We start from the raw sequence: 15752 nt of genomic DNA, 5'->3' as shown, positions 1-15752 counted from the left end.
CTCAGGCGCGCTCTGGCACCGAAAGCTCGTCGTGCCGGGCCTGGCCGCTGACCGCGCCGCCGCGGCGCATGCTGAGCAAGGCAAGGCCAAGGATCACCAGCGCGGAGCAAAGCTGCGGCACCGCGCTGGTCTGGAACAGCGACGGGACGCTCCAATGCGCGGCGAGCATCAGTCCGCCGACGGTCACGCCGAGAATCGAGCCCAAACGGCCGATGCCGAGCGCCCAGCCGATTCCGGTGGCGCGGATATAGGTCGGATAGAGCCGCGCCGCATAGGCGTTGCAGCCGATCTGGCCGCCGATGACCGCGACGCCCGCAATGAAGACCGCCGGCACCAGGATCGGCAGCACGGCTCCGGCAAATCCGATGGTCACGATCGAGACGAAGCCGGCGACGTAGGTCAGGAACAGGACACGATGGAAGCCGAGCCGCTCGATCAGCAATCCCAGCGCGACCGTGCCGACCATTCCGCCGAGCTGGAACGCGATCCCGACGGCGATCGCGGCCTCGACGTCGAGGCCGACGCCATGCGTCAGCGTCGGCAGCCAGCTGTTGAGGAAGTAGATGTCGAGCATGTTCATGAAGAACATGATCCACAACAGCAGCGTCGGCACGAGCCGCCGGTTGGCGAAGAGCTGCGGCAACAGGAATCCCTTGCCGCTTTCCTCGACGACGGCGAAGCGCGCGTCATCCGCGAACTTTGCCGACGGGTCGATCTGCCCCAGGAGTGAGCGGACGCGGCCGTTGTTGCGCTGGTCGAGCGCCAGCAGCGACAGCGATTCCGGCAGCCATACGATCAGGACCGGGCAGAGCAGCAGCGGAAGCACGCCACCGATCACGAAGATGCCCTGCCAGCCGTAGGCCGAAATCAGCCTGGCCGCGACCGAACCGCCGATCGCCGATCCCAGCGACACCGTCATGAACATCAGCATGATCAGCAGCGTCCGGCGGCGCTGCGGTGAATACTCGCCGGTCAGTGCGATCGCATTCGGCAGGACGCCACCAAGACCGAGGCCGGTCAGGAAGCGCAGGACCACGAGGTCCTGAACGCTTCCGGCCCTGCTGGTCGCCAGCGAGCCCAGCGCAAAGACGATCACGCCCGCAATCACCAGCCATTTGCGACCGAAATAGTCGGCCAGCGCGCCGAACAGCAGCGAGCCGATCATCACGCCGAACAACGAGGCGCCGAAGACAGGACCAAGCGCGCCGGGAGCCAGATGCAGGTCCTTGCTGAGCGCCGGCGCGACGAAGCCGAGCGCCTGGGCATCGAAGCCGTCGAGCCCGATCACGAGGGCACACAAACAGATTGCGCGGACCTGGAAGGCCGAAAGCGGACGGTCGTCGATGTAACGGCCGATGTTGATCGCCTGCGCCAAATCTCCCTCCCCCTGTATTTCGTTTTTCCGACGATATCAGCCGCGTGGATGGCGATCGCGGTCAGAATTATCTTGCACACCCCAACTCTTTCGATTAGCCACAAAATTCTCATAAATTCATGAGGCTAGCTTATGAATCCGACCATGCGGCAGCTCGAGGCGCTGGTCCTGGTCTATCGCCTCGGCAGCATCACCAAGGCGGCGGCCGAGCTGCGCGTGACGCAGTCGGCGATCAGCCTCCTCATCCGGCAGATCGAGGAGAACTTCCAGGTCAAGCTGTTCGATCGGACGACGCGCGCACTGCACCCGACGGCTGCGTGCAGGGAAGCAATCCCCGCGGCGGAGCGGATCCTGTCGAGTGCACGAGGCCTCGCGCAGCATATGCGCGACCTCGTCGAAGTCAGGACGGGCCGGATCGCCCTCGCAGTCTCCGCCGGTGTAGCCTCGGCCCTGCTGCCGCGCATCCTGGCCAGGTTTCGGTCCCGCTATCCCGAGGTCAGGATCGATCTGTTCGATGTCGCTCCGGACGAACTGCTGCCGTTCGTCATGGCCGGCCACGCCGAGTTCGGAATCGGCAGCTTCGAGGACGATGGTACGTCGGAGGCGCGGATCGAAACGCTGATGGAAAGCCCGCTCTCGGCGATCGGCATCAGGAACGGCCGGTTCGAGAAGCGTCGGCGCCTGACCTGGGACGAACTCGCCGGCTCCGACCTGATCACCATGCGCCGCGGAACGCGGATCCGGACCCAGATCGACGAGGCCTTGGGCCAGACGGGCCAGGAGCTGAAGCCGGCCCTCGAAGTCTCGCTCATCACGACGGCCCTGGCATTGACCGCGGAGGGGGCCGGAATCAGCATCCTGCCGGCGCACATGCTGCCCAAGGCGCAGTTTCCAACCCTTGCAGCCGTTGCCCTGAGCCAGCCGATCGTCAAACGGCACGTCTCGCTGCTGAGTCGGGCCGACTTCACACTCTCGCCGGCAGCGGAGCAGTTCGCCGAAATCGCCAGGCGCGCCTTGTCGACGCGATAGTGACCTGAGCGTGCTGGCGATTCAGCCTGATCATCGTCGGAAGCGCCTCTGTACCGTCGGCCTGAGCGGCATCGAGGCGCAGAGCATCTTGGTACGGCGGCGGCGCCGGTATTACCCCGACGCCGCGCCGCCATGTGCTAGGCCGCGCGGACCTCGCTGAGGAATTGCGCGACTTCGGCTTGAAGCCTGCTGCTCTCCGCGGCCAGCGAGTTGGCGGAGGCCAGCACCTGCGACGACGCCGCGCCGGTCTGCTGCGCGCCGGCATTGACCTTGGTGATGCTGCCTGAGACCTCGCGGGTGCCGTCGGATGCCCTCTGCACATTGCGGGCGATCTCGGTGGTCGCTGCGCCCTGCTGCTCCACCGCAGCCGCGATCGTGGTGGCAATGCCGGATATCTGGGCAATGGTATCGCCGATTTGCTTGATGGCGACGACAGAATCGTTGGTCGCACTCTGAATCGACGTGATCTGGCCTCCAATCTCTCCCGTTGCCTTCGCGGTCTGGGCCGCGAGTTCCTTCACTTCCTGCGCCACGACGGCGAAGCCGCGACCCGCCTCCCCGGCCCGGGCGGCCTCGATGGTGGCGTTGAGCGCCAGCAGATTGGTCTGCTCGGCGATCGTCGTGATCAGCTTGATCACATCTCCGATCCGGTTCGCCGCCTCGGACAAAGTATTGATCCGGTCGTCGGTGGCACGGGCCTGCTCGACAGCCGCAGCTGCAATCTTGGTCGACTCCTGCATCTGCCGACTGATCTCGTGAATCGACGCGGTGAGTTCGTCCGTCGCAGATGCCACCGACTGGACGTTGGTGGAGGCATTCTCCGAAGCATCGGTCACGACGCCCGCCAGCTGCTGGGTGTGATTGGCCGTCTTGGTCAGAGTGCTGGCGGTCGCTTCCAGCTCCGATGAAGCGCTGCTGACGCTGCCGACGATCTGATGCATCGTCTGTTCAAAGCGCTTTACGAGGCTGTCGAGCAGATTGGCGCGACGGTCTTTCGCGGCATGCTCCGCCTCCTCCGCGGCCTGCAGGGTCCTGGCGCGCTTCAGCCCGTCGCGGAACTCCACCATCGACTGCGCGATGATGCCGATTTCGTCGTTGCGGTGGGTCTCCTCGATCGCCACGTCGAAGTTGCCCCCCGCCAAAGCTCGGGTCGTCGTCTCGATCTTCGACAGGCTCAGGACCACGAAACGGTACATATAGGCGCACAGCATCAGCACCGAGATCACCAAGAGCCCGATGGCGACCACCGAAGCGGTTCGCCACAAGGTCGCTCGCGACGACGCATCGTCGATGCTCGCCTGGGTTCGCTCGTCCAGCATGACGAAGAAGCGATCGATCGGCTCCATGATCTGCGACTTGTATTGATGATAGGTCTTCGAATGCAGCAGTTCGATGGCCCTCGTACGATCCGGCGCGGCGATCGGCTGGCCGTTCTTATCCTTGCCCTCGACGAGGTTCATCGCTTCGACTTCGAGATTGACGAGCCCGTCCGAATTCTTCTGCGCCTGCTCAAGCTGCTGGAATTCGGCATCGGTGAAGCCTTGCCGCTTCATCAACTTCGATAGGGCAACAGTCTCCGAGTCAGGCCGCGGTTTCGCCGTCCCGCCGGCGACGAAGTCCCAATAGATGCGGTGATAGGCTTGCGGCCGCGGCTTGTCGCCGTTGCGGATGGCGAGAATGTCGAGATATTGGGTTTTGTAGGACGCATCGCCGGTGACCACGTAGGTCCGGCCGAGGCGGGTGAGATCATCCGAGCTCTGGCGGAGCTCGTCTGCCAAAAGGTAGGAACGGTAGCGGTTGTCATATGCCGCTGCTTCGTCCGCTGAAGCCCCGCGCGACTTTATGATCGAGATGGCTGTAGCGAAGCCGGCCAGCACAGCCACGCTGCTTAGAATAATGAATGTCGTCCTGATCGTCGGCATCGCGTCCCCCCTTGGGATTCCGTGAAAATTGGAAAAAAACTAGAAAAGTCGCGATTAATGGTGGGTAAAATTGGGGCTGCGTAGCTTTCCGGTCCCCGTGCAACAAATGTTTAGCCGTCAAAGCGTGTTCACCATTGGTCAGCGGCTGCGCTCGGTGCATTGTATGACTTTGTTCGGCTTGCTTCCCCGAAGCGGCCGTCGCGCAGCCTTGCTCATCACGGGCAGGGGACACTTGATCGGGGCTCAAATGAACTCGACTCAGGCTGCTTTATCGGTGTCTCCTTGCGACAGGAGCAGCATACAATCGCAGCGAACACCCGTACTTTCACGATGGTCGCAGGTTCAGCTTTCGTCAACCGAGTTGGAACAACGATCTCGCCGGTTTAACCATCCGAAGCGATGGCGCCCGGTGCACGCCGAGCTCTGTCTCATCCCTCCAATCCGATGTCGAAAATGAGCAATGTAACCACTTTGCAGCTCAGCAGCTATCTGTCGAGCCATCGATCGATCGCAGCCGATCTCATCGCACAGAGCGAAGAGACCAGGCAAAAGGCCGCAAAATACGCCGAGTCCTTCGCTAATCTGGAATCGATCATCGGCTCGTTGAACGGTGCCAAGCGGCATGGCTATCGCATCCGCTTTCGCGCGCTTCAGAGCGAATTGAAAGCGGCCATCGACGAGCTGACGATCTTGGAGCGGGAGCTCGTCGACATCCGCCGAGGTCTTGCGCAGCAAGCCGTTGCGACGAGTGCGGCATCAGAAGCCCACCCGGCGCTTGCGAAGGTGGCTGGGCAACAGTCCAAAGGCCCTCTTGAAGACGTGGCCAAAATGGATCGGGTCTGAAAAGCGCAACCTAACGCGATGTCCTTGACCGAGCCATGCGTCTGGTTTGGATCTTCCGGCGCCCGGCGGCGTCGCGCCAGGCGCTTGGCCGGGATCAGTCGTATCAGCAACCGGCCCTGTTCTGCGATCAGCTTGCTGGCCTGGGATCGCACTATACCTAGCGGACCAACTCGGCCTGGAAGTTTTGGCGAGCCGATATTCGAGAATAGTGATCGGCGATCCGGGCGCGGCAAGCGGCTTGCCGATCGTCGAAGCGATCCCGCGGGTGGATTGTTGGAAGTGGAGAGCTCGACCTCCACCGAGTTCCTCCAATTCCTCCTCAGCCGATTAATTGAGCCGGGTCAGCCGAGCGGCTTGGCGGTTCCCGCCTAACTTTTCGAACACCTCATTCTTCCGATTCGGCCAGCGTCGAATGCGGCGATGTCTGGACTCGATATGGATCGTACGAGACGTAATTTTACGGGAATTGCTTGCCGTCACGAGCTCTCTGGACCGGTGCTCATGCTGGATGATGAACCGACGGTCTGCCAGATCGTCTCGCTCGTGCTGGGAAGCGAGGGCTTTGACGTGATCAGCTGCAGCGAGCCTGCTTCCTTCGTTAGCCTCTGCCGAGAGAAGAACCCCTCTTGCCTACTGGTCGATGTGGTTCTGCCTGAGATATCGGGCCTGGAAGTTCTCAAGGAGCTGCGAAAACATAGCTTTGAGAGGCCGATCATCATGATGTCCGGCAGGAGCGACATCGAAACGGCCGTCCAGGCGATCAAGGAAGGTGCCTTCGATTTCGTCACCAAACCGTTTCGCGGAGGCGACCTCGTTACCCGCGTGAGGGCCGCGATAAGCCCTGTGAAGCGCCAGGCCTCGCCGCCGATCTTTCATTTTCCAGGCCGACCGCCTCTCACATTGCGCGAGCGGGATGTCTTGCATGAACTCATCGGCGGAAGGTCAACCAAGGAGATCTCGCGTTGCCTCAATCTGAGCCCGCGGACGGTCGAGAGCTATCGCGCCAACCTCATGCGCAAGGTGAGTGCGAAGAACCTCGCCGAACTGGTGCGGCTTGCGATTGCAGCGGTGCGCCAGCGAACGTGAGGGGAGATCCGTCGGAGCCCTCAGCCCTTCTCCCGCTTGCCGTCCTCCAGCGGCACCACGGTGCCCTTGCCTGACATCGCCGACAGCGCCTCGAGCGCCTCTTCGCAGAAATCCGCCACCATCTGCTCGTGCCGCGCGCCGAGGCGAAGCAGCAGCAGATTGCCGAGGTCGAGCCGGCCCTCCGCCGTCCCGTCAGGAAAACGCTTCTTCAGGATGCGCTCGTAATTGGCGTGCCGGTCGCGATGGTGCTCCAGCCGGTCCATCAGATCGGTGCGGATCGGCTCGATGTCGATGCTGTCGAGCGCATGCAGCCGGACCAGGAGATCGTCCTTGATCGAGGGCGGGGTGCTCGGCCGCGCGGCCCAGTGCCGCAGCGCTGTTCGGCCTTCGGGAGTGAGCGTATAGATGAGCTTGTTGGGCTTGCCCGTCTGCACGACCTCGCGGCCCTGGATGTAGCCGCGGTCGCGCAGCTTGGAGAGCTCGCGGTAGATTTGCTGGTGGTCGGCCTTCCAGAAGAAGCCGATCGAGGAATCGAACGTCTTGGCGAGCTCGTAGCCCGTCATCGGACGTTCCGTCAGGCATGCGAGGATCGCGTCGCCCAGCGCCATGTGACCGGCCTCCCTGTATGCTGAACCAACCAGCTTGACTTTATGCGCATCGGCGCATATGCGTCAATGTGCATATGAGGTGGGGCTCCAGACCCCCGGACAAGCGACCTTGGCGCTACTGTGCATGGGGTTGTTTTCGCGTTTTTGCCAAAGCCCTTTGGGAGGCACCTGACAATGACCGGCCTCGACTCCTGGTACGCCTACATGAGGTCCCACGACACCAAGGCGTTGTGGGAGCTGCTGCATCCTGACGCGGTGTTCGAAAGCCCTGTCGTGCACACCCCGCAGCGCGGGCGCGACATCACCTTCAAATACCTCGCCAGTGCCGAGAAGGTGCTCGGCGGTCCCGGCTTCAGCTATGTCGGCGAGTGGCGCAGCGCCAGCGGCGCCGTGCTCGAATTCAAGGCCATGATCGATGGCATCGAGATCAACGGCGTCGACATCATCAGCTTCGACGCCGAGGGACGCATCACCCATTTCAAGGTGATGGTGCGTCCGCTCAAGGCCATCAACATGCTGCACCGCCTGATGGCGGAGCAGCTCGCCGCTGCCCAATCCTGATTCAGCATCATCACTTTCCAAGGCCTGCCGGGAGACCACCATGCCGATCTACAAAGCCCCCGTCGAAGACGTGAACTTCCTGCTCAACGACGTTTTCCAGATCGACCGCTACGACAACCTCGCCGGCTTCTCCGATGCCTCGAGCGACGTGCGCGAGGCGATCCTGGGCGAAGCCGCCAAGCTCGCCGAAGAGGTGCTGCAGCCGCTCAACCGCGTCGGCGATCTCGAAGGCTGCAAGCGCGCTGACGATGGCAGCGTCACCACGCCGAAGGGCTTCAAGGAGGCGTTCAAGCAAGTGGCGGAAGGCGGCTGGCTCGGTCTTTCCGCGCCGACCGAATTCGGCGGCCAGGGGCTGCCGGTGACGCTCAGCCAGGCCGTCAACGAATTCCAGATCTCCGCCAACATGGCGTTCTCGATGTATGGCGGCCTCACCATGGGCGCGACCGCCGCGCTGCTGGTGCATGGTTCGCCGGAGCAGAAGCAGACCTACGTGCCGAAGATGATCGCCGGCGAGTGGACCGGCACCATGAATCTCACCGAGCCGCATTGCGGCACCGATCTCGGCATGCTCCGCACCAAGGCAGTGCGCCAGCCCGACGGCTCCTTCAAGATCACGGGCACCAAGATCTTCATCTCGGCCGGCGAGCACGATCTTGCCTCCAACATCATCCACCTCGTGCTGGCCCGCATCGAGGGCGCACCCGCCGGCATCAAGGGCGTGTCGCTGTTCGTGGTGCCGAAATTCCTGGTGAACCCGGATGGCTCGGTCGGTGCCCGCAACGGCGTCGTCTGCGGCTCGATCGAGCACAAGATGGGCATCCACGGCAACTCGACCTGCGTGATGAACTACGACAACGCCACCGGCTGGCTGATCGGCGAAGAGAACAAGGGCATGCAGGGCATGTTCGTGATGATGAACGAGGCCCGGCTCGGCGTCGCCGTGCAGGGCCTCGCGCAGTCCGAGGTCGCCTATCAGAACGCGGCGGCCTATGCGCGCGAGCGCATCCAGGGCCGCGCGCTGTCAGGCGTGAAGGCGCCGGACAAGCCGGCCGATCCGATCATCGTGCATCCCGACGTGCGCCGCACGCTGCTCTCGATCCGCGCCTTCAACGAGGCCGCCCGCGCTTTCGTGATGTGGACCGCGCTGAAGAGCGATGTCGCTCATCGCTCGGAGGATCCGAAGGACCGCCAGGCCGCCGACGATCACATGGGGCTGATGACGCCGGTGCTGAAGGGCTTCCTCACCGACTACGGCTTCGCCAATGCGGTGCAGGCGCAGCAGATGTATGGCGGCCACGGCTACATCGCCGAGCAGGGCATGGAGCAGTTCGTGCGCGATGCGCGCATCGCCATGATCTATGAAGGCGCCAACGGCATCCAGGCGCTCGATCTCGTCGGCCGCAAGCTGCCGCGCGACGGCGGCCGCGCCATCATGGCCTTCTTCGGCGAGGTCATGGCCTTCGCCAAGGAGAACGGCGGCGACGATGCGATGAAGCCCTTCATCACCCCGCTCTCGACCTCGCTCGGCCATCTGCAGCAGGCCACCACCTGGCTGATGCAGAACGCGATGATGAAGCCTGATAACGCGGGAGCCGCCGCAACCGACTATTTGCATCTCTTCGGCTTCGTCGCGCTCGGCTACATGTGGGCGAAGATGGCGAAGGTCACGCTGGCCAAGATTGCCGAGGGCGGCGCGACGCCTTATCTCTCGACCAAGCTCGTCACCGGCCGCTTCTTCATGGAGCGGATGCTGCCGGAGACCGCGGCCAATCTCGCGCGCATCCAGTCCGGCTGCGCCACCATCATGGAATTGCCGGCGGAAGCGTTCTGAGTCGGCTTCCGCATCATCAAATCGAACAACAGATCAGGAGGGCGTCATGCCTGAGGCATTCATCTACGATCACGTTCGCACCCCCCGCGGCCGCGGCAAGCCGGACGGCGCGCTGCACGAAGTCACCGCGCTGGCGCTCGCCACCGTGCCGCTGAAGGCGCTCAAGGACCGCAACAATTTGCCGGAAGATTCCGTCGACGACGTCGTGCTCGGCGTGGTCGATCCGGTCGGCGAAGCCGGCTCCGACATCGCGCGCTTTGCCGCGCTGAAAGCCGGCCTCGGCGAAGCCGTGCCCGGCGTGCAGATCAGCCGCTTCTGCGCCTCCGGCTTGGACGCCGTGAACTTCGCGGCCGCGCAGGTGATGAGCGGCCAGCATGAGCTGGTGATCGGTGGCGGCGCTGAATCGATGAGCCGCGTCGGCATCGGCGCCTCCGGCGGCGCCTGGCCGATGGATCCCTCGATGGCCGTGCCGGCCTATTTCATGCCGCAGGGCGTCTCGGCCGATCTCATCGCGACGAAGTACGGCTTCTCGCGCGACGACGTCGATGCCTACGCCGTGCAGAGCCAGCAACGCGCGGCCAAGGCCTGGGACGAGGGCCGCTTCAACAAGTCGGTGGTGCCGGTGAAGGACATCAATGGCCTCACCATCCTCGCCAAGGACGAGCATATGCGTCCTTCGACGACCATGCAGTCGCTGGCGCAGCTGCAGCCGTCGTTCACGATGATGGCGCAGATGGGCGGCTTTGACGGCGTCGCGATTCAGTCGCACCCGGAGATCGAGCGCGTCAATTACGTGCACCATGCCGGCAACTCCTCCGGCATCGTCGATGGTGCCGGTGCCGTCCTGCTCGGCAGCAAGGAAGCGGGTGCCAAATACGGCATGAAGCCACGTGCAAAGATCCGCGCCTTCGCGAATATCGGCTCGGAGCCGGCGATGATGCTGACCGGTCCGGTCGACGTCACCGAAAAGCTGTTCGCACGCTCCGGCATGAAGAAGTCTGATATCGACCTGTTCGAGCTCAACGAGGCCTTCGCCTCGGTCGTGCTGCGCTACATCCAGGCTTTCGACATCGACAACGCCAGGATCAACGTCAATGGCGGCGCCATCGCGCTCGGCCATCCGCTTGGCGCCACCGGTGCGATGATCCTCGGCACCGTGCTCGACGAGCTCGAGCGCACCAACAAGTCCACCGCCCTGGTCACGCTGTGCATCGGCGGCGGCATGGGCACGGCGACCATCATCGAGCGCGTCTAAGGGGTAGGAGCAACCAACATGGCTTACAAGAATTTCAGGGTTGAAACCGACGCGGACGGCATTGCGCTCGTCACCTGGGACATTCCGGGCCGCTCGATGAACGTGCTCGACGAGACCTCCACCAATGAGTTGGAGGCGATCGTCAAGGCGACCACCACGGATGCCGCCGTGAAGGGCGTCGTCATCACCTCCGCCAAGGACGCGTTCTGCGCCGGCGCTGATCTCTCCATGCTCGAAGGCATGAACCAGGCCTACGCAAAAGTCCTCAAGGAGCAGGGCGAGACCGCGGCGAACCAGATGCTGTTCGACCAGAGTCGCCGCTTCTCGCAAGTGCTGCGCTCGATCGAGACATCAGGCAAGCCGTGGGCGGCCGCGATCAACGGCCTCGCGCTCGGCGGCGGTTTCGAGATCACGCTGTGTTGCCACTACCGCGTCGCCGCGGAGAACCCCAAGACGCGTCTTGGTCTGCCCGAGGTCAAGGTCGGCCTGTTCCCCGGCGCCGGCGGCACGCAGCGCGTGCCGCGCCTGGTGCCGCCGCAGGATGCGATGACCATTCTGCTCAAGGGCGATCCCGTTACGATCGAGAAGGCGAAGCAGCTCAACCTGATCCATGCGATCGTTCCCGCCGCCGATCTCATCAAGGCGGCGAAGGACTGGATCAAGGGCGGCGGCAAGGCCGTCGCGCCCTGGGACGAGAAGGGTTTCAAGCTGCCCGGCGGGCCGGTGTTCTCCAAGGCCGGCATGATGATGTTCCCGGCCGGCAACGCGATCTATCGCCGCGAGACCTACGACAACTATCCGGCCGCGCGCGCCATCATGAGCTGCGTCTATGAAGGCCTGCAGCTGCCGATCGACGCGGCGCTTCGCGTCGAGTCGCGCTACTTCACCTCGGTGCTGCGCTCCAAGGAAGCGGCCGCGATGATCCGCAGCCTGTTCCTGTCGATGCAGGAGCTCAACAAGGGTGCGCGCCGTCCGAAGGACGTGCCCGCAACCAAGGTGAAGAAGATCGCCGTCATCGGCGCCGGCTTCATGGGCGCCAGCATCGGCTACGTCTCGGCCCGCGCCGGGCTCGACGTCGTCCTGATCGATCGCGACCAGGAGAGTGCCGACAAGGGCAAGGCCCATGCCCAGAAGGTCATCGAGGATCAGATCAAGAAAGGCCGCGCCAAGCCTGATGATGCCGAGAAGCTGCTCGCGCGCATCACGCCGACCGCGGACTATGCGGCGCTGAAGGACGTCGATCTCGTCATCGAGGCCGTGTTCGAGGACCGCAAGGTCAAGGCAGAGACCTTCGCCAAGGCGCAGGAATATCTCAAGCCTGACGTGATCTTTGCCTCGAACACCTCGACCCTGCCGATCACGTCTCTGGCCGAGAACTTCAAGGACCAGGGCAAATTCGTCGGCATTCACTTCTTCTCGCCGGTCGAGAAGATGATGCTGGTCGAGATCATCAAGGGCAAGAACACCGGCGATCTCGCGCTCGCGACCGCGCTCGACTATGTCCGCCAGATCGGCAAGACGCCGATCGTCGTGAACGATTCCAGAGGCTTCTTCGCCAACCGTTGCGTCGGCCGCTACGTCGCCGAGGGCAACGAGATGTTCCTGGAAGGCGTGCCGCCGGCGATGATCGAGAACTGCGCCAAGATGGCCGGCATGCCGGTCGGTCCCCTCTCGCTCTCGGACGAGGTCGCGCTCGATCTCGGCCTCAAGATCATGAAGGCCACCGAAGCCGATCTCGGCCCCAACGCCATCAACCCCGACCAGAAGAAGCTGATGGTCGAGATGGTCGAGAAGCAGGGCCGCCTCGGCCGCAAGAACAAGAAGGGCTTCTACGACTATCCCGAGGGCAAGGGTCAGAAGAGCCTGTGGCCGGGTCTCTCCGCGCTGCAGCCGAAGCAGCTCGATCCTGACACGCTCGACGTCGAGGAATTGAAGCAACGCTTCCTGGTGGTGCAGGCGGTCGAGGCCGCGCGCACCGTCGAGGATCACGTCATCACCGATCCGCGCGAAGCCGATGTCGGCTCGATCCTCGGCTTCGGCTTCGCACCGTTCACCGGCGGCACGCTGTCCTATATCGACTTCATGGGCACGAAGAAGTTCGTCGAGCTCTGCCACAAGCTCGAGGCGAAATACGGCTCGCGCTTCACGCCGCCCAAGCTGCTCGAGGAGATGGCGGCGAAGGGCGAGACCTTCTATGGCCGTTTCGCGCCGAAGAAGGCGGCTGCTTAAGGCACTCGTAGCCCGGATGGCGCGCAGCGAAATCCGGGAAGAGTTTGTCAGTCCCGAAAGCCCTCCCGGATTGCGCTTCGCTCCATCCGGGCTACGCGGCTGTCGTCCCGGAGAAGCGCGCCCAAAGCTACGAACATTTGGGGTAATGGGTCCTGGCTTTCGCCAGGACGACGTTTGGATGGATCGCAGCAAACCGAAAAAGGCCGGATCGTCGATCCGGCCTTTCGCGTGTTCGCATCCTGTGCGGGCTCACTTCGCCTGCGCCAGCCCTTCCTTGGTCAGCGCTTCCTGCACCTTCGGCCGCGCGGCGACGCGGGCCTTGTAGGCGGAGAGGTTCGGCATTGCCGAGAGGTCGAACTTCATCCGGTCGGCCCAGGTCAGCATGGTGAAGAGATAGCCGTCGGCGACCGAGAACTGCTTGCCCATCAGGTAGTCCTTGCCGGCGAGCTGGCTGTCGATGTGCTTCAGCTTGCCCATGACACGGTCCTTGAAGAAGGACTTGGCGTCGTCGTTCAGCGCCGGCGCGAACATCGGGCCGAAGCTCTTGTGCACCTCCGAGGTGAGGAAGTTCAGCCATTCGAGCAGCTTGTAGCGTTCGGAGCTGTCGCGCGCGGGCGCCAGCGCCTTGGCCGGAACCTTGTCGGCGATCATCTGGACAATGACCGGGCCTTCGGTCACGATCTCACCGTTATCGAGGCCCAGCGCGGGGACCTGACCCTTGGGATTGACCTTCAGATAGTCGTCACCGTTCTCGAGCTTCTTGGCCCGGATATCGACCTTGACCAGCTCATAGGGCAGGTCGGCCTCCAGAAGCGCGATATGGGGCGACAGCGAGCAGGCGCCGGGCGCGTAATACAGTTTCATGGAATTTCCTCCTCTTGAGGCTTGGTAGGGGCGAAAGAACGCCTACATGCACCTGCATGCAATAGTCAAGATTGATGCAGGTGCATCGAGTGGGGTAAGAAGCGGACGACGAGCTTGAGCGGGACCATGAAGCGCAAACCATCGACCGAGGCAACCAGTGCCTGGATCCGCCTGATGCGGGTGCAGAGCCGTGTGCTGGACTGCGTGGAGCAGGACCTGAAGAAGGCCGGGTTCCCGCCCCTGGCGTGGTACGACGCGCTGCTCGAATTGTCGCGCGCACCGAGTGGCGAATTGCGGCCGGTGGAGCTCGAGCGGCAGATGCTGATCCCGCAATACTCCACCTCGCGGCTGATCGACCGCCTGGTGGACGAGGGGCTCGCCTCCCGGCGTGAATGCAAGATCGACAAGCGCGGCCAGTTCGTCGAGATCACGGAGGCCGGCCGCGAATTGCAGAAGCGGATGTGGGGCGCCTATTCGGCTGCGATCGAGAAATATGTCGGCTCGAAGCTCTCCGACGCCGATGCCGTCAAGCTCAGCGGTCTGCTCGACCGGCTGGGATGCTCGTGCGGCGAGATGAAGCTGCCCGTCGTCAACGTCAACGAAACCACGCCGTCGCGATGACCGCGCGGCAAACCAGCTCGTCCGTGCACCCCAAGGGGTCCGCGGACCATCCCCGTCACCCGCGCGCCTTCGATCGAAGCGCCCTTTTGATTAGAGTTTGATATGGCGCGAGACCAGATCGATATGACGCCGCTGCAGTCACGCAACGAGCTCGTTGCGTGGTTCGAGGCCGGCTGCAAGCACCCGTCCGAATTCCGCATCGGCACCGAGCACGAGAAGACGCCGTTCACGCTCGAAGGCCATCGTCCCGTGCCGTACGAAGGCGCGCGCGGCATCGGTGCGCTGCTCGAAGGCATGAAGCTCCTGCTCGGCTGGGAGCCCATCATGGAGAAGGGCAACATCATCGGGCTCTACGACGTCACCGGCGGCGGCGCGATCTCGCTGGAGCCCGGCGGCCAGTTCGAGCTGTCAGGCGCGCCGGTCGAGAACGTGCACCAGACCCAGAGCGAGCTGATGGCGCACCTGGCGCAGGTGCGCGAGATCGCTGCCCCGCTCGGTATCGGCTTCCTTGGGCTCGGCATGACGCCATCCTGGTCACGCGCCGACATCCCTGTGATGCCCAAGGGCCGCTACAAGGTCATGACCAATTACATGCCGAAGGTCGGCCAATACGGCCTCGACATGATGTACCGGACCTGCACGGTGCAGACCAATCTCGACTTCTGCTCGGAAGCCGACATGGTCAAGAAGCTGCGCGTCTCGCTGGCGCTGCAGCCGGTTGCGACCGCGCTGTTCGCCAATTCGCCGTTCACCGAAGGCAAGCCGAACGGCTTCCTGTCTTTCCGCTCCGAGATCTGGCGCGATACCGACAATGCGCGGTCAGGCATGATGCCGTGGGCGTTCGAGGACGGCATGGGTTTCGAGCGCTATGTCGACTACGCGCTCGATGTGCCCATGTATTTCGTCAAGCGCGGCGAGGAATATATCGACGTGTCGGGCTCCTCGTTCCGAGCCTTCTTCGAGGGCCGCAACAACAACCTTCCCGGGGAGCGTCCGACGTTGTCGGACTGGGCCAATCATCTCTCGACGATCTTTCCCGAGGTGCGGCTGAAGCGTTATCTCGAGATGCGCGGCTCCGACGGTGGCCCATGGGGTCGGCTGCCGGCACTGCCGGCGTTCTGGGTCGGGCTGCTTTATGACGGTGCGTCGCTCGATGCGGCCTGGGATTTGGTGAAGCACTGGACCGCACATGAGCGTCAGGCCCTGCGCGACGATGTGCCGCGCTTCGGCTTCAAGGCCCGGATCAAGGACCGCTATCTGTTCGAGATCGCCAAGGAATGCCTCGTTCTGGCACATGCGGGCCTGCGCCGCCGAGGCCGCATCGACGCCATCGGCCGCGACGAAACCCGGCATCTGGAGCCGCTGGATCGCATCATCGATTCCGGCCGGACACCGGCCGAGGACATGCTCGAGAAGTTCAACGGCCCCTGGAAGGGCTCGGTGGAACCGGCCTACGCGGAGTACGCGTTCTAGTTTTGGGCAAATAGGCCGACGAGCAGATTCGGGACCGTTCATCGGCCGTACAGGT

13 protein-coding genes are annotated in these 15752 nt (G+C 63.5%); 9 read left to right on the top strand and 4 right to left on the bottom strand.

Translation table 11 applies throughout. The annotated features are described in order from the left end of the window. Position 1: 1 nt before the first annotated feature. Entirely contained in the window at positions 2–1375 is a 1374-nt protein-coding gene (locus ACNJX9_RS37745) for an MFS transporter (protein WP_439407147.1), read from the bottom strand. A 132-nt stretch (positions 1376–1507) separates the two neighbouring features. Here ACNJX9_RS37745 and ACNJX9_RS37740 point away from each other — a divergent pair, with 132 nt between their 5' ends. After that, positions 1508–2404, top strand: a complete 897-nt coding sequence (locus ACNJX9_RS37740) for a LysR family transcriptional regulator (protein WP_439407145.1) — start codon at positions 1508–1510, stop codon at positions 2402–2404. 137 nt (positions 2405–2541) lie between these two features. On the opposite strand, the gene ACNJX9_RS37735 is transcribed toward ACNJX9_RS37740, so the two are convergent. Beyond that, positions 2542–4326: a methyl-accepting chemotaxis protein gene (locus ACNJX9_RS37735; RefSeq protein ID WP_057745999.1), complete on the bottom strand. Its 1785-nt coding sequence runs from the start codon at positions 4324–4326 to the stop codon at positions 2542–2544. 444 nt (positions 4327–4770) lie between these two features. On the opposite strand from ACNJX9_RS37735, the gene ACNJX9_RS37730 reads away from it, so the two are divergent. After that, positions 4771–5169, top strand: coding sequence for a hypothetical protein (locus tag ACNJX9_RS37730; protein WP_439407144.1), 399 nt, complete (start codon positions 4771–4773; stop codon positions 5167–5169). 420 nt (positions 5170–5589) lie between these two features. Then, positions 5590–6255: a response regulator gene (locus ACNJX9_RS37725; RefSeq protein WP_083514128.1), complete on the top strand. Its 666-nt coding sequence runs from the start codon at positions 5590–5592 to the stop codon at positions 6253–6255. Between the two features lie 20 nt (positions 6256–6275). On the opposite strand, the gene ACNJX9_RS37720 is transcribed toward ACNJX9_RS37725, so the two are convergent. Then, positions 6276–6863 (bottom strand): PadR family transcriptional regulator, encoded by a 588-nt coding sequence (locus ACNJX9_RS37720; protein WP_057746008.1) that lies wholly within the window; start codon positions 6861–6863, stop codon positions 6276–6278. 174 nt (positions 6864–7037) lie between these two features. Here ACNJX9_RS37720 and ACNJX9_RS37715 point away from each other — a divergent pair, with 174 nt between their 5' ends. Genes ACNJX9_RS37715 through ACNJX9_RS37700 form a run of 4 tightly spaced genes read left to right on the top strand, consistent with a single transcriptional unit; the run spans position 7038 to position 12739 of the window. Further along, complete coding sequence (locus tag ACNJX9_RS37715; protein WP_439407142.1) at positions 7038–7424, top strand: nuclear transport factor 2 family protein; 387 nt, start codon at positions 7038–7040, stop codon at positions 7422–7424. Between the two features lie 40 nt (positions 7425–7464). Continuing rightward, entirely contained in the window at positions 7465–9255 is a 1791-nt protein-coding gene (locus ACNJX9_RS37710; protein WP_439407140.1) for an acyl-CoA dehydrogenase C-terminal domain-containing protein, read from the top strand. 46 nt (positions 9256–9301) lie between these two features. Beyond that, a complete protein-coding gene (locus tag ACNJX9_RS37705; protein ID WP_439407138.1) occupies positions 9302–10510 on the top strand; it encodes an acetyl-CoA C-acetyltransferase in 1209 nt (402 codons plus the stop codon). Between the two features lie 18 nt (positions 10511–10528). Further along, positions 10529–12739, top strand: coding sequence for an FAD-dependent oxidoreductase (locus tag ACNJX9_RS37700; protein ID WP_439407137.1), 2211 nt, complete (start codon positions 10529–10531; stop codon positions 12737–12739). A gap of 249 nt (positions 12740–12988) precedes the next feature. Here ACNJX9_RS37700 and gstA read toward each other — a convergent pair whose 3' ends face one another. Next, the gene (gstA, locus tag ACNJX9_RS37695; RefSeq protein WP_439407136.1) at positions 12989–13603 is read right to left on the bottom strand and encodes a glutathione transferase GstA; all 615 of its coding nucleotides are present in this window, start codon (positions 13601–13603) and stop codon (positions 12989–12991) included. Between the two features lie 126 nt (positions 13604–13729). Between gstA and ACNJX9_RS37690 the strand changes: the two genes are divergently transcribed. Beyond that, positions 13730–14224, top strand: a complete 495-nt coding sequence (locus ACNJX9_RS37690) for a MarR family winged helix-turn-helix transcriptional regulator (protein ID WP_057746026.1) — start codon at positions 13730–13732, stop codon at positions 14222–14224. Positions 14225–14326: 102 nt separating this feature from the next. Beyond that, the gene (locus ACNJX9_RS37685) at positions 14327–15697 is read left to right on the top strand and encodes a glutamate--cysteine ligase (RefSeq protein ID WP_439407134.1); all 1371 of its coding nucleotides are present in this window, start codon (positions 14327–14329) and stop codon (positions 15695–15697) included. The last annotated feature ends 55 nt before the right edge of the window (positions 15698–15752 follow it).

This window comes from Bradyrhizobium sp. BLXBL-03, from assembly GCF_051853015.1.
GTDB lineage: Bacteria > Pseudomonadota > Alphaproteobacteria > Rhizobiales > Xanthobacteraceae > Bradyrhizobium > Bradyrhizobium manausense.
This window is presented reverse-complemented; position numbering and strand designations above follow the sequence as displayed.

Coding starts and splice junctions, on each gene's coding strand:
- ACNJX9_RS37740 (WP_439407145.1), top strand. CDS start 1,508: ATGAATCCGACCATGCGGCAGCTCGAGGCGCTGGTCCTGGTCTATCGC.
- ACNJX9_RS37735 (WP_057745999.1), bottom strand. CDS start 4,326: ATGCCGACGATCAGGACGACATTCATTATTCTAAGCAGCGTGGCTGTG.
- ACNJX9_RS37730 (WP_439407144.1), top strand. CDS start 4,771: ATGTCGAAAATGAGCAATGTAACCACTTTGCAGCTCAGCAGCTATCTG.
- ACNJX9_RS37725 (WP_083514128.1), top strand. CDS start 5,590: ATGTCTGGACTCGATATGGATCGTACGAGACGTAATTTTACGGGAATT.
- ACNJX9_RS37720 (WP_057746008.1), bottom strand. CDS start 6,863: ATGGCGCTGGGCGACGCGATCCTCGCATGCCTGACGGAACGTCCGATG.
- ACNJX9_RS37715 (WP_439407142.1), top strand. CDS start 7,038: ATGACCGGCCTCGACTCCTGGTACGCCTACATGAGGTCCCACGACACC.
- ACNJX9_RS37710 (WP_439407140.1), top strand. CDS start 7,465: ATGCCGATCTACAAAGCCCCCGTCGAAGACGTGAACTTCCTGCTCAAC.
- ACNJX9_RS37705 (WP_439407138.1), top strand. CDS start 9,302: ATGCCTGAGGCATTCATCTACGATCACGTTCGCACCCCCCGCGGCCGC.
- ACNJX9_RS37700 (WP_439407137.1), top strand. CDS start 10,529: ATGGCTTACAAGAATTTCAGGGTTGAAACCGACGCGGACGGCATTGCG.
- gstA (WP_439407136.1), bottom strand. CDS start 13,603: ATGAAACTGTATTACGCGCCCGGCGCCTGCTCGCTGTCGCCCCATATC.
- ACNJX9_RS37690 (WP_057746026.1), top strand. CDS start 13,730: ATGAAGCGCAAACCATCGACCGAGGCAACCAGTGCCTGGATCCGCCTG.
- ACNJX9_RS37685 (WP_439407134.1), top strand. CDS start 14,327: ATGGCGCGAGACCAGATCGATATGACGCCGCTGCAGTCACGCAACGAG.